Raw genomic sequence first — 13,024 nt, 5'->3', positions numbered from 1 at the left:
GCTCCCTCGCCACGGGTTCGGCGTTCGTCTTTAACGGATCGGTATCGGGCACCACCCATTTCGTCTTCTTCAGGAGTTCCAAACAATGGATGCAATCATTCTCGACCTCGGCGGCGACATCAAGGGCGACAGCCTGCTGGAGGGTTTCACGGACAAGATCGAAGTCATGTCCTACAGCCATAACGTGGCCATGCAGGTCACCAACGACGTCAGCAACTCGGAGCGCACCTCTGGCCGGCCGCACATCGGCGAATTCACCCTGACCAAATTCGTCGACAGCTCCACCCCTTCGCTCAACGAGTATTGCTGTGCGGGCAAACCGATCCCACAAGCCGTCATCACCATCGGCCGCAACGCCGCCGAGGGCAGCGGCAAGCTCATGCCGTTCATCATCTACACCCTGACCAACGTCGTGCTATCCAATGTCAGTGTCAGCGGCGGCACCGGCGGCAAACCGGTGGAAACCCTGTCGCTGAATTTCACCAAGATCAAATGGGAGCTCACCGCACAGAAAGACGACGGCACCAAGGAAGGCACGGCCGGCACGACCTGGGACCTGGCCGCCAACAAAATGACCAAGTAAGGACGCCGCGCCATGGCTGGCTTCGGGCTGCGCCCGCCCCTGTTCGAACGCTTGGCAAGCCCGGCAGACGATACCGGGCGGGTATTCGATCGACAGGCGTTGCAGGATTCGGTGCATGCCGAACTGTCACGCCTGTTCAATACCCGGCGCGGCTCTCGGGCGCTGACCGAACCACCAAGTATCCTGGACTATGGCATCGCCGACTGGACCGCGCTGCAACAGCAGCGCAGCGATGACCGACGTCAACTGACTCGGGAAATTCGCCAGGCCATCGCTCACTTCGAACCGCGCCTGCGCCTGGGCGAGGTCGACGTCTGCCCGGTGCCGGGCCATCCGCAGCAACTGTGCATACGCCTGTTGGGCGAGCTGCGTGGCGACCCGCACCCATGGCCCGTGGCGTTTGTGATCGAGCACGCCGGCGACGGCTTGGAGGTGCGCCATGAGCGACTCGATTGACCCGCAACTGTTGGATTATTACCAGCGTGAATTGACTTGGTTGCGCCATGCCGGAAGCCTGTTCGCCGAGCGTTACCCCAAGGTCGCCCGACGCCTGGAACTGTCTCCGGGTGAGTGCCCCGATCCCCATGTCGAACGCCTGCTGGAAGGGTTCGCACTGTTGGCCGCACGCTTGCAGCGTCGGTTGGACGACGACTACGCCGAATTCAGTGATGCCCTGCTCGAACAGCTTTATCCGCTGGCCATGCGGCCCTTGCCGTCGTGCGCCATCGTGCAGTTCGAGCCTGACCCGAGCAAAGGCAACTTGAACGAGGGCTATCCGCTGCCCCGCGACACACCCTTGTTCGTCACCACAGACAAAGGCCAGAGCATTCATTTGCGCACCACCGCCGCTGTGCATCTGTGGCCACTGCAAGTCAGCGAAGCCTTGTTGCTGGGCAGCGACGAGGCCCAGGCGCTGACAGGAGTGGTGCAGGCGCGCTCGGCCTTGCGCCTGGAACTGCGTTGCCTGGGAAAAAGCCAATGGTCGACCCTGGGCATCGACTCGCTGCGGGTTCACTTGGCGGCATCACCGATGATCAACGCCGGGCTCTACGATTTGCTTGGCGCACACGCCATCAAGGTCCTGGCCGGCGCGCCGGGCAGCGTGCCGGAACCGTTGGCGGGTTTGCCGCAGATCGTCGGTTTCGCCAGCGACCAAGCCTTGCTGCCAGACGAGGACGGCGTGCATCCCGGCATGCGCCTGTTGGCGGAGTATTTCGCCTTTCCGGACAAATTCGGCTTTTTCGACCTGCCGCTGGCCGGCGCCAACAGCGACAACGCTTCTTTATATCTCTACATCGTGTTCGACCGGGCGCCAACCAGCCGCTTGCCGCTCCAGGCCAGCGACATAACCCTGGGCTGCGCGCCGGTGATCAACCTGTTTCCCCGCACCTCCGAACCCCTGCGCCCGGACGGCACCCGCAGTGAGTATCGGCTGGTGGCCGACAGTCATCGGGAAAACAGTGTGGAGATCCACAGCATCCGAGGCATGCGCGCCATGACCGGCCAGGGGGTACGCAAAGTCCCGGCCTACTACGGCAGCCAACATGGCAGCGACGAGCCCTGTTATTGGCATGCTCGACGGGTCAGCGGCATGACCCCGAACCGGCTGGGCACCGACCTGATGGTCAGCCTGGTGGATACCCGGTTTGACCCATTGGCCGAATCCCAGGATTACAGCCTTACCGCCGAACTGCTGTGCACCAACCGGCACTTGGCCCAAAGCCTGCCGGCCGGCACGCCACTGGGTTTCGAGCGCCCGGGGCCGGTGGCCTGGGCCCGCCTGCGCAACCCGCCGACCCCACAGAGCCTGCCACGCCTGGGCGGGGAGTCACGCTGGCGGCTGGTGTCGCAATTGACCCTCAACCACCTGTCGCTGGTGGAAGGTCCCCAGGCGCTGGACGCGTTGCGTGAGATTCTCGAATTGCACAACCTGCGGGACGAGGCCAGCGCCCGTCGCCAGATCGCAGGCGTATCGGGACTGGGTTGCGAGCGCGTCATCGCCCATCTCGGCGAAGACGCCTGGCGCGGCTGGCGCAATGGTCTGGAGGTGCGCCTGCAACTGGACCCACACCACTTCGTCGGCAGTAGCGCCGTGTTGCTCTCCGGCGTGCTGGCGCAGTTCTTTTCCCTCTACGCCACCGCCAATCGCTTCGTGCGCACCGTGCTGGTCCAGTCCGACAAGGAGGTGAAAACATGGCAACCCCAAGCCGGCAAACCCCTGGCGCTCTGAACCTCAGCGAACGACTGCGACGCGATCCGCAACGCTTCGAATGGCTCCAGGCCTTGTTGCTGCTCGAACGCGAAAATCCCCAGGCCGAGTCCCTGGGCAGCGGCACCGCGCCGCACGCTGAGGCGTTGCGCCTGCGCGGCCCCCTGACGCCACTGTTCGCTGCCAGCGAAATCGAAAGCCTGTGCCAGGAACCCGGCTTGCCGCCAACCCTGGCCACGCCAATCTTTGGCCTCGGTGGTCCCGACGGCCCGCTGCCCTACGCCTACCAGGAATGGCTGCAACAACGGGCGCGGGCGAAAGATCATGCCCCGGCGGAATTCCTCGACCTGTTCCAGCACCGCCTGCTCAGCCTGCTCTACAAAGTGATGCGCAAACACCGCATCGCCCTGGGGTTCACGACCCCAGGCGCGTCCGCCGTGCAGGCGCAAATGCGCGCGCTGAGCGGCCTGCTGCCCAAGGCCTTGCAGGAACGCCAGGCCGCGCCCGACTCGGCGGTGCTGGCCTGCACCGCGCTGTATGCCGACGGTCGGCGCTCCCTGGCCGGGTTTGCGGCGATTGTCCGTGAGCAGTTCAGCTTGCCGGTGGAGCTGAACGCCTATGAAGGTGGCTGGCGTGAAATTCCCCCGGCCAGCCGCAGCCGCTTGCAACCGGGCGGACGCAACCTGCGCCTGGGCCGCAACGCAGTGGCCGGCACCCGCGTCTGGGACGAACACGCCGGCGTGCGCCTGACGCTGGGGCCGCTGAGCGCGACCCAGGCCAGCGGCTTGCTGCCCAACGGCGAAACCCATCCGTTGCTCGCCAGCCTTTATGCGCTGTATTTCGGCCCTGACCTGGATTGCACCCTGGTGTTGCTGGTCCGTGGTGCAACCCCGCTGCATCTGGGCCGCCAGGCAGCGCCACGGTTGAACTGGAACGGCGGCCTGCAACGCCAGCCGAGCCTGGCTGTGCAACGGATCGAAACCCGCCTTCGTCAGCCGGAGATCGCCTGAAATGGAACTGGCCAGCCTGATCGGACGCCTCAATCCGGACAACCGCCGAGCCTTGGAACGGGCCGCGCAACGTTGCCTGCAACGCAGCCACCACTACGTCGAAATCGAACACCTGCTGTTGGAGTTGCTGGACATCGACGGCGGTGACTTCGCCTGCCTGTTGCCGCGATTCGGTCTTGAGCGGGATGCGGTGGCGGCGCAAACCAACAAGGCCCTGGACCTGTTCAAATCCGGCAGCACCCGCACGCCCGCGCTGTCGGCGCAAACCATCGGCCTGCTGGAAGATGCCGTGGTCCAGGCCAGCGTGCTGGGCCTGGACAGCATCCGCTCCGGGCTGTTGCTGTTGGCACTGCTGGACCGCGACGAACGTCGCAGCCTGCTGCTCAACAGCGCCTCGTCCTTGCTGCGCATCCCCCGCGATGCCCTGCGCACGCATCTGTTGGAATGGACCGAAAGCTCCCGTGAGCATGTCGGCGGCGTGCGTCCGGCCAAGCCCGGCGACGCACCACGGAAACAGGACCCGGTACTGGACCAATACACCCAGGACCTGACCGCCGACGCGCGGGATGGTCGCATCGATCCCATCGTCGGCCGCGACGGCGAGATCCGCCAATGCATCGACATCCTGCTCCGGCGCCGGCAGAACAACCCGATCCTGGTGGGCGCGCCGGGTGTCGGCAAGACCGCGGTGGTGGAAGGCCTGGCCCTGCGCATCGCCGCGGGGGATGTGCCGCCGTCGTTGCAGGAAGTCACCCTGCGGGTGTTGGACCTCGGCCTGTTGCAGGCCGGCGCGGGGGTCAAGGGCGAGTTTGAGCAACGCCTCAAGGGCGTGATCGACGCGGTACGCAGCGCAGAAAAACCGATCATCCTGTTCATCGACGAAGCCCATACGTTGATCGGCGCGGGCGGTGCCGAGGGTGGCAGCGACGCGGCCAATCTGCTCAAGCCAGCCTTGGCCCGGGGCGAATTGCGCACCCTGGCCGCCACCACCTGGCTGGAGTACAAGAAATACTTCGAGAAAGATCCGGCCCTGGCCCGCCGCTTCCAGTTGGTGCAGGTGGAAGAACCGGACGAACTCACCGCCGTTGAAATGCTCCGCGGCGTGGCGAGCAAACTGGAACAGCACCACGGCGTGCAAGTGTTGGACGCGGCCATCCACGAGGCGGTGAAATTGTCCCACCGCTACATCTCCGGCCGCCAGTTGCCGGACAAAGCCATCAGCGTACTCGACACTGCCTGCGCTCGGGTTGCCCTCGGCCAGCACGACGTACCGCCGCCGCTGGAAAGCCTGCGCCACCGGCAGAACAGCCTCAAGGACGAAGTCGAGCGCCTGCGCCGGGAACAGGCCACCGGCCTGGACCATCGCGAGCGCATCACCCTGCTGGAAGGCGAATCGACCAGCAACGTGCAGGCCATCCGCGAACTGGAAACCCGCTGGGGCGAAGAGCGCGAAGCCGTGCGCGAACTGCTCGATACCCGCCGCGAGCTGCTCGCCCTGAGTGAACGCGCTGACCATGAAAAAGCCGACACCGAGATCGACAACCGCATCGACCACCTGGCCGCCGAACTGTTGCGCCTGGAAGCCGGCCTCGACGCCATTCGCCAGGACGATCCGCTGGTCCCCGAACAGGTGGACAGCAAGACTGTCGCCGCGGTGATCGCCGGCTGGACCGGCATCCCGGTCGGCAAGATGCTCGCCGACGAAGCCCACGCGGTGCGCACCCTCGGCCAACGCATGGGCCAGCGAGTCATGGGCCAGGGCACCGCGCTGAATACCATCGCCCAACGCCTGCAAGCCTACCGCGCAGGCCTCACCGACCCGCAGAAACCGGTCGGCGTGTTTTTGTTGGTGGGCCCCACAGGCGTGGGCAAGACCGAAACCGCCTACGCCCTGGCCGACGCCTTGTACGGCGGCGAACGCAACCTGATCAGCATCAACCTCTCGGAGTACCAGGAGGCCCACACCGTCAGCCAACTCAAAGGCGCCCCGCCCGGCTACGTCGGCTATGGCAGCGGCGGCGTGCTCACCGAAGCGGTGCGGCGCAAGCCCTATTCGGTGGTGCTGCTGGATGAAATCGAGAAGGCCCACCCGGACGTGCTCGAAGCCTTCTACAACGTTTTCGACAAAGGCCTGATGGAAGACGGCACCGGCTTGGTGGTGGACTTCAAGAACACGGTGATGCTCGCCACCAGCAACGTCGGCGCCGAACTGCTGCTGGACACGCCGACCGCGCAATTGGGCACCGATGCCTTCAACGAAGCCTTGCACAAGGTGCTGTTGCAAGCGTTCCGCCCGGCGTTTTTGGCGCGCATGACGGTGGTGGCGTATCGGCCGCTGGATGAAGCGACGCTGGAAGGGATTGTGTTGGCGAAGTTGGAGAAATTGCGTGCCCGCTACAAGGCCGCGACTGGCAAGCAATTCGAATTCGATGCAGGAATCGTCAAGGCTGTGTTGGCCAAGTGCAGCGCGGCCGGAGCGCGGGATGTCGAGAATGTGTTGATGACGCAGGTGACGGGGAAGTTGGCGGAGTGGGTGTTGGAATAGACCGTAGACAAGTCAGAAGGGAGTGAACATGTCCTTAACTCGGGAAGTGGTTGCTGTAGTCAATTCAACCGTGAACAGCGCCGATCGAAATTTCGTGGTCAGTTGGGATCAAACTCGCCAGGCCTTGATAGAACATTGGGATTATTTTCGAACTTTCTGGCGCGGCGCAGATATTGCCCGCCCCCAGCAAGAAGACTATGGCGCCGGCTTGGAGGATACCTTCCGCTGTCTGTGCAACAGGGTATTGCCGGTGTATCTGGCGCAGGCGGATCATGTCCTGACTCGAGAAGAAATACCCAATAGAATCCTGTTTCAGCAAGTCGTTCTGCCCCGCTCGCCAGGTCCGCTCAGACAACGGCTGACCATAACCCTGGACGACAACAATGTGATCGAGCAGGTCACGGGGAATTACATCGTTGAGTATCAAATCAATCCAAGCACGGCATTGACCGATATCGGGCGATATGGCGTTGACCCGGGAACCGGCATCATCAGGGCTAAAATCTGGGACAGCGCTACGCATCGGGAGAACATCGAAGTATTCGAATTCAACGGCGCCCATTTGCCGAATGCCCATACCCGACTGATTCACCCAGGGGATCCGGATTTCAATATCACCGTGAGCACTTTGATCGAACATGACATGTGCAACCTGCAGCTTATGTGCGGTCCCTGTAACGGTGCCAAACAGGGGGTGTCCTATCACTACTTTGCAGGTAACTCGGCAAGCGCGTTATTTCATCGAAATCAGTTCAGCGGATCTTGAATGAAGCTCCAGATAGAAAGCATAAGTGCTCGCAACGGACATCGACATGAAGAGCCACTGCGTCCCGGTAGATTGGTGCTTATGGACTGTGCCGGTGGACGGCTTTCCAAAAGTATTTAATACACCGAGGATGCCTGATGCCCCGCGCTACTGACAGCAGCACCACCCTCTCCCTCACCGCCACCTCCCTGTCGGCGCTGTACCCCGATTCGCTGTCCGGCGAAGAACGCCTCAACGCGCTGGGCTCGCACATCCTCAACGGCATCAACGACGGCGCCTCGCTGGACCTCACCACAGCCGTCGCCAGCCACGTAACCACGACGCTGCACAAAGACGCCCTGTTGCGCCCGCTGGATTGGCTGGTGGCCGAAATCCGCCAACTGCCGGCCGACGCCACCGCCGAGCGCTATCAACTTTTGCTCAGGCCGTGGCTCTGGTGGCTGAGCCTTGCCAGCAACAACCGCGTATTCCAGAACCTCGCCACGTCGGACATCGTCACCACGATTTTCAAGGCCCACGGTTTCACCGATTTCCAACTCAAGCTCAGCGGTAGCTACACCCCGCGCGAATACTGCGTGCAATACGGCGAAACCGACCTGGCCTTCGTGTCGCGCCTGCTGGAAGAAGACGGGATCTTCTGGTTCTACAGCCATGAAGATGGCAAGCACACCCTGATACTGGCCGACAGCAACGACGCCTTCGCACCCATCCCCAATGGGCCGACGGTGAATTATCTCGGGCAAAAACTGGGCGAGCGCGAACTGCACGGCATCCGCTCAGGGCAGGTATGCCTGCAAGCGGTGGCCGGAGTCTACCAGGCCACTGATTATGAATTCACCACGCCGACAACATCGCTTTTCAGCCAGGCTGAAGCCGTGGCCGGGCCGAGTTCGATGTACGAACATCCCGGCAGCTATACCGCCAAGGCCCAGGGCGACACGCTGACCAAACAGCGGGTGGACGGCCTGCGCAGCCAGGAGAAACGCTTTGTCGGCGAAAGCGACTGCCGCTGGCTGGTGCCGGGCTATTGGTTCACCCTCGCCGGCCATGAAGATTCGACGCTGGACATCGATTGGGTAGTGACGTCGGTCAGTCATGAAGCCAGCCATGACAGCTACCGCAACCGCTTCGAAGCGATCCCCAAGGCCACGGCCTACCGACCGGCCCGCATCACGCCCAAACCACGCATGCACACCCAGACCGCACTGGTAGTGGGCAAGGCCGGTGAGGAAATCTGGACCGACGAGTATGGCCGGATCAAGTTGCAGTTTCCCTGGGATCGCACCGGCAAGAACGACGAGACCTCCTCCTGCTGGGTGCGCGTGGTCTTGCCCTGGAGCGGCAAGGGCTTTGGCATGCAGTTCGTGCCGCGCATCGGCCAGGAAGTCATCGTCACCTTCATCGACGGCGACCCGGATCGGCCCTTGGTCACCGGTTGCGTCTACAACGGCGACAATACCCTGCCCTACGCGCTGCCAGCGAACCAGACCCAGTCCGGAATCAAGACCAACTCGTCCAAGGGCGGCGGCGGTTTCAACGAGTTGCGCTTCGAAGACAAGAAAGACGCCGAAGAGGTGTTTCTCCAGGCGCAAAAGGACTTCAACATCAACGTGCTCAACGACACCACCGCCACCGTCGGCCACGATGAAACCCTCACGGTACAGAACGCCCGCACTCGCACGGTGAAGGACGGCGACGAAACCGTCACCCTAGAGAAAGGCAAGCGCAGCGTGACCATCCAGACCGGCAGCGACAGCCTCGACGTGAAGGACACCCGTACCGTCACCGTGGGCTCGAACCAGAACCACAGCACCGGCGGCAACTACGATCACAAGGTCACCGGCAACTACAGCCTGACGGTGGACGGCAACCTGACCATCAAGGTCAGCGGCACCCTTACCCTGCAAAGCGGCGACAGCTTCACAGTCAAGAGCGGTACGGACCTGGCCGTCCAGGCCAGCACGTCCATCAGCCAGAAAGCCGGCACGGCCCTGAGCAACCAGGCGGGGACCTCCTTGGAAAACAAGGCCGGCACCACCCTGACCAACGACGCCGGCATCAGTCTGGTGAACAAGGCCGCCGCCGAACAGACCGTGGACGGCGGCGGCATGCTGACCATCAAGGGCGGCCTGGTGAAGGTCAACTGAGGAAGCGCGGCCATGGCCTCGAAAAAACTGGACGTGGAACGTGACGACAGCCGACTGAAGGGGCAACTGGTCGATGGCAAGCTCGACGGCCCGTTGCAGATTGAAGAAGCACAGCGCCCGCAAGCGACACTCAACTACAGCCAGGGTGAGCTGCAAGGCACCAGCACTTTGTATCATCCCAATGGCAAGGTCTCGGCGGTGTTGCCGTTCGTGAAAGGCAAACTACAAGGCATGGCGAGCTTCTATGCGGCCGAGGGCGGCTTGCAACGCCAGGCCAGTTACCGCCGCGGGTTGTTGCACGGTGAGGCGAACAATTATTTCCCCGACGGAAAACTGGCCGAAGCCGAGTTCTATCGCGACGGCGTGCGTGACGGCCATTATCGACGCCTGCACCCCAACGGCAATCCGGCAGTCGAAGCCCGTTACCTCAACGGCCAACTGCTGGAACCGGCCCAGGCCTACGCCGAAGACGGCCGGCCACTGGACGCCGAGGGCAAGCCGATCTCCCGGGTGCGCTGGTGGTTCAGGCGTTGGAATGATCCGGCGCAGGCGTGACATCAATCCCTCAATCACCTCAGTACATGTGGGAGCGAGCTTGCTCGCGATAGCGGTGGGTCAGTTGGCGATGATATTGACTAAGAGATCATTATCGCGAGCAAGCTCGCTCCCACAGGGTCCGTGCAGTCGGCGACAAAAATTGCCAATCAAGGAATCAACATCTGCACCTGACCCGGCACGACGATCTTGATCACCCCGGCCCAAGTACACATCAGCGTGCTGTTGGCGTCGATGGCCGGCATGTTGCCGAGCAACAAGGTCGGCGCGCCACCGGGGATCCAAGGGGACGCGGTGGCCGGAATGCATGGCATGGGGGTCAACACGCCCAACGCCGCCGCGGTGGCCGCGGCCACAGTCGGATTCGCCAGGCTCTGGCACATGCCGAACGTGGTGATGTTCACCAACGGAATATGATCCATGATATTTGCCGCGGGCATCCCCCCGGTCAGCAGGCGATTGACCGGTAGCACGTTGAGCACCGCCGGTGCCGCGCCGAAGCTGCATTGCAGGGTCGCGGTGCTACAGACTTGCGGACATCCCATCGCGATTGCTCCCTGGAAGCGACAGTCTCCAAACCTTAGCTCGCAAGCGCCGGCTGCGCACGGACGCCATGCATCAAGGCCGCTGATCATCCAGCAACACGCTAACCTATAAGACCCCGGCGTGCTTGTGACGCCTCCCACTCGCCATTAGATTAGCCAATGATCGATGGCCTCCAAAATAAGCAGAAGGGATAAGCATGGCAGTGACTGATCAGTCCACCCGCGTGCGCGACGGTGAAGAACTCGATGCCAACCTCATTGACCCGTACCTCAAGGCCCATATTCCTGGCTTGACCGGCACGCCGGTGATCAGCCAGTTTCCCGGTGGCGCGTCGAACCTGACGTACCTGCTGGAATACCCCGAACAGGAGTTCGTCCTGCGCCGGCCACCGTTCGGCCACAAGGCCAAGTCGGCCCACGACATGGGCCGTGAGTTCCGCATCCTCAATCAACTGCGCGAAGGTTTCCCGTACTGCCCGAAAGCCTACGTGCATTGCACCGACGAGTCGGTGATGGGTGCCGAGTTCTACGTGATGGAACGGGTCAAAGGCATCATTCTGCGCGCCGAGCTGCCGCCGGAACTGGGCTTCGACGCCGCCCGCACCGAAGCGCTGTGCAAGAGCTTCATTGACCGGCTCGTCGAGCTGCACCGCGTCGACTACAACGCCTGCGGCCTGGCCGACCTGGGCAAACCCGAAGGCTACGTGGCGCGGCAGATCCGTGGCTGGAGTGAGCGCTACGAAAAAGCCCTGACCCCCGATGCGCCCAAGTGGGAGACGGTCAAGGCCTGGCTCAACGACAAGATGCCCGCCGATCATCCGACATCGAGCATCGTCCACAACGACTACCGCTTCGACAATGTCATCCTCGACCCGGACAACCCGATGCAGATCATCGGTGTGCTGGATTGGGAACTGACCACTCTCGGCGATCCGCTGATGGACCTGGGCAACAGCCTGGCCTACTGGATCGAGGCCAACGACCCGGCACCGGTGCAACTGATGCGCCGTCAGCCAAGCCACGCGCCGGGCATGCTGACCCGCCGCGAATTCGTCGATTACTACGCCGAGCGCGCCGGAATCCGCATCGACAACTTCGACTTCTACTACACCTACGGACTGTTCCGCCTGGCCGGTATTGTCCAGCAGATCTACTACCGCTTCTTCCATGGCCAGACCCAGGACAAACGCTTCGCGCAGTTCGTTCAGATGAACAAACTGCTGGAGCAGATGAGCCTGCAGGTCATCGGCAAATCCACGCTCTGAGCGCACCTATAACAAGGAAACAGCATGTCCAAGACCCAGTTGTTCGACCTCGACGGTAAAATCGCCTTCGTTTCCGGCGCCAGCCGTGGCATCGGCGAAGCCATCGCCAAACTGCTGGCTCAGCAAGGCGCCCACGTGATCGTTTCGAGCCGCAAGCTCGACGGTTGCCAGCACGTCGCCGACGCGATCATCGCCGCTGGCGGCAAGGCCACCGCCATCGCCTGCCACATCGGCGAGATGGAGCAGATCAGCCAGGTGTTCGCCGGTATCCGCGAGCAGTTCGGGCGCCTGGACATCCTGGTGAACAACGCCGCCACCAACCCGCAATTCTGCAACGTGCTGGACACCGACCTGGGCGCGTTCCAGAAAACCGTCGACGTAAACATCCGCGGTTACTTCTTCATGTCGGTGGAAGCCGGCAAGCTAATGCGCGAAAACGGCGGCGGCAGCATCATCAACGTCGCGTCGATCAACGGCATCTCGCCGGGCATCTTCCAGGGCATCTACTCGGTGACCAAGGCCGCGGTGATCAACATGACCAAGGTCTTCGCCAAGGAGTGCGCGCAGTTCGGCATCCGTTGCAACGCCCTGTTGCCGGGCCTGACCGACACCAAGTTCGCCTCGGCGCTGGTGAAGAACGACGCCATCCTGAAGACCGCCCTGGCGCAAATCCCCCTCAAGCGCGTGGCCGACCCCAGCGAAATGGCCGGCGCGGTGCTGTACCTGGCCAGCGATGCGTCGAGCTATACCACGGGTGTGGCGTTGAATGTGGATGGTGGGTTCCTTTCCTGACAGTGAGCCCTGTTAAAGACCCTGTGGGAGCGAGCTTGCTCGCGATAGCGGTGCATCAGTTACACAAGTGCTGACTGATCCACCGCTATCGCGAGCAAGCTCGCTCCCACAGGGGATCTTCAGTGCTCGCACATTGAATATTTATTCCAAGATTTGCAATTAGCGAATATTTATTCCATAAAGAGCCCTTCTGAAAATAAAAAACTCAAAGGGCTCTTCTCATGCGTGAACTCGGCATCGGTCTGATTGGCACCGGCTTCATGGGCCGCGCCCATGCCTTGGCATTCCACAATGCCAAGGCGGTGTTCGACCTTCCCCTGAACCTGACATTGGCCGCCCTGGCCGACGCCGATCCGCAGCGTGCCCGCCAGTGCGCGCAAAGTTGGGGATTCGAAACGGCCCACAGCGACTGGCAACGGCTGATCGATGACCCGAAGGTTCATCTGGTCGCCATCACCACTCCCAACCACCTGCACTTCCCGATGGCCATGGCCGCGCTGGCGGCGGGCAAACCGGTGTATTGCGAAAAGCCCCTGGCGGTCTCCCTGGAGCAGGCCGAGCAGATGCGCCAGGCGGCCAAGGCTGCTTGCGTGGTGACACGGGTCGG

Annotated in this window: 12 protein-coding genes; 11 read left to right on the top strand and 1 reads right to left on the bottom strand. The window is 62.6% G+C overall.

The window, feature by feature from the left end:
* The first annotated feature begins 85 nt into the window (after positions 1–85).
* The 8 genes from OC610_RS10930 to OC610_RS10895 all read left to right on the top strand — a co-directional run bounded on the left by OC610_RS10930 (position 86) and on the right by OC610_RS10895 (position 9,815).
* Positions 86–583 (top strand): Hcp family type VI secretion system effector, encoded by a 498-nt coding sequence (locus tag OC610_RS10930; RefSeq protein ID WP_024617958.1) that lies wholly within the window; start codon positions 86–88, stop codon positions 581–583.
* A 12-nt stretch (positions 584–595) separates the two neighbouring features.
* Positions 596–1,039, top strand: a complete 444-nt coding sequence (tssE, locus tag OC610_RS10925; protein WP_264427792.1) for a type VI secretion system baseplate subunit TssE — start codon at positions 596–598, stop codon at positions 1,037–1,039.
* A complete protein-coding gene (tssF, locus tag OC610_RS10920) occupies positions 1,023–2,813 on the top strand; it encodes a type VI secretion system baseplate subunit TssF (RefSeq protein WP_264427791.1) in 1,791 nt (596 codons plus the stop codon). The genes tssE and tssF overlap by 17 nt, the downstream gene beginning before the upstream one ends.
* Entirely contained in the window at positions 2,777–3,802 is a 1,026-nt protein-coding gene (tssG, locus tag OC610_RS10915; RefSeq protein ID WP_264427790.1) for a type VI secretion system baseplate subunit TssG, read from the top strand. The genes tssF and tssG overlap by 37 nt, the downstream gene beginning before the upstream one ends.
* A 1-nt stretch (position 3,803) precedes the next feature.
* Positions 3,804–6,347 (top strand): type VI secretion system ATPase TssH, encoded by a 2,544-nt coding sequence (gene tssH, locus OC610_RS10910; protein WP_264427789.1) that lies wholly within the window; start codon positions 3,804–3,806, stop codon positions 6,345–6,347.
* Between the two features lie 28 nt (positions 6,348–6,375).
* Positions 6,376–7,113: a hypothetical protein gene (locus OC610_RS10905; protein WP_264427788.1), complete on the top strand. Its 738-nt coding sequence runs from the start codon at positions 6,376–6,378 to the stop codon at positions 7,111–7,113.
* 137 nt (positions 7,114–7,250) lie between these two features.
* Positions 7,251–9,260, top strand: a complete 2,010-nt coding sequence (tssI, locus tag OC610_RS10900; protein ID WP_264427787.1) for a type VI secretion system tip protein TssI/VgrG — start codon at positions 7,251–7,253, stop codon at positions 9,258–9,260.
* Positions 9,261–9,272: 12 nt separating this feature from the next.
* The gene (locus tag OC610_RS10895) at positions 9,273–9,815 is read left to right on the top strand and encodes a toxin-antitoxin system YwqK family antitoxin (RefSeq protein ID WP_264427786.1); all 543 of its coding nucleotides are present in this window, start codon (positions 9,273–9,275) and stop codon (positions 9,813–9,815) included.
* A 149-nt stretch (positions 9,816–9,964) separates the two neighbouring features.
* Here OC610_RS10895 and OC610_RS10890 read toward each other — a convergent pair whose 3' ends face one another.
* On the bottom strand, positions 9,965–10,360 hold the full coding sequence (locus OC610_RS10890) for a DUF4280 domain-containing protein (protein ID WP_264427785.1): 396 nt from the start codon (positions 10,358–10,360) through the stop codon (positions 9,965–9,967).
* A gap of 197 nt (positions 10,361–10,557) precedes the next feature.
* Here OC610_RS10890 and OC610_RS10885 point away from each other — a divergent pair, with 197 nt between their 5' ends.
* The 3 genes from OC610_RS10885 to OC610_RS10875 all read left to right on the top strand — a co-directional run.
* Complete coding sequence (locus OC610_RS10885; RefSeq protein ID WP_264427784.1) at positions 10,558–11,625, top strand: phosphotransferase family protein; 1,068 nt, start codon at positions 10,558–10,560, stop codon at positions 11,623–11,625.
* A 24-nt stretch (positions 11,626–11,649) separates the two neighbouring features.
* A complete protein-coding gene (locus OC610_RS10880; protein ID WP_003180553.1) occupies positions 11,650–12,417 on the top strand; it encodes an SDR family oxidoreductase in 768 nt (255 codons plus the stop codon).
* A gap of 221 nt (positions 12,418–12,638) precedes the next feature.
* On the top strand, positions 12,639–13,024 hold a 386-nt coding region (locus tag OC610_RS10875; protein WP_264427783.1), incomplete at its 3' end, for a Gfo/Idh/MocA family protein.

The sequence above is a fragment of the Pseudomonas agronomica genome, from assembly GCF_025917275.1.
Taxonomy (GTDB): domain Bacteria; phylum Pseudomonadota; class Gammaproteobacteria; order Pseudomonadales; family Pseudomonadaceae; genus Aquipseudomonas; species Aquipseudomonas agronomica.
This window is presented reverse-complemented; position numbering and strand designations above follow the sequence as displayed.

Coding starts and splice junctions, on each gene's coding strand:
- OC610_RS10895 (WP_264427786.1), top strand. CDS start 9,273: ATGGCCTCGAAAAAACTGGACGTGGAACGTGACGACAGCCGACTGAAG.
- tssI (WP_264427787.1), top strand. CDS start 7,251: ATGCCCCGCGCTACTGACAGCAGCACCACCCTCTCCCTCACCGCCACC.
- OC610_RS10880 (WP_003180553.1), top strand. CDS start 11,650: ATGTCCAAGACCCAGTTGTTCGACCTCGACGGTAAAATCGCCTTCGTT.
- tssE (WP_264427792.1), top strand. CDS start 596: ATGGCTGGCTTCGGGCTGCGCCCGCCCCTGTTCGAACGCTTGGCAAGC.
- tssG (WP_264427790.1), top strand. CDS start 2,777: ATGGCAACCCCAAGCCGGCAAACCCCTGGCGCTCTGAACCTCAGCGAA.
- tssF (WP_264427791.1), top strand. CDS start 1,023: ATGAGCGACTCGATTGACCCGCAACTGTTGGATTATTACCAGCGTGAA.
- OC610_RS10890 (WP_264427785.1), bottom strand. CDS start 10,360: ATGGGATGTCCGCAAGTCTGTAGCACCGCGACCCTGCAATGCAGCTTC.
- tssH (WP_264427789.1), top strand. CDS start 3,804: ATGGAACTGGCCAGCCTGATCGGACGCCTCAATCCGGACAACCGCCGA.
- OC610_RS10905 (WP_264427788.1), top strand. CDS start 6,376: ATGTCCTTAACTCGGGAAGTGGTTGCTGTAGTCAATTCAACCGTGAAC.
- OC610_RS10930 (WP_024617958.1), top strand. CDS start 86: ATGGATGCAATCATTCTCGACCTCGGCGGCGACATCAAGGGCGACAGC.
- OC610_RS10885 (WP_264427784.1), top strand. CDS start 10,558: ATGGCAGTGACTGATCAGTCCACCCGCGTGCGCGACGGTGAAGAACTC.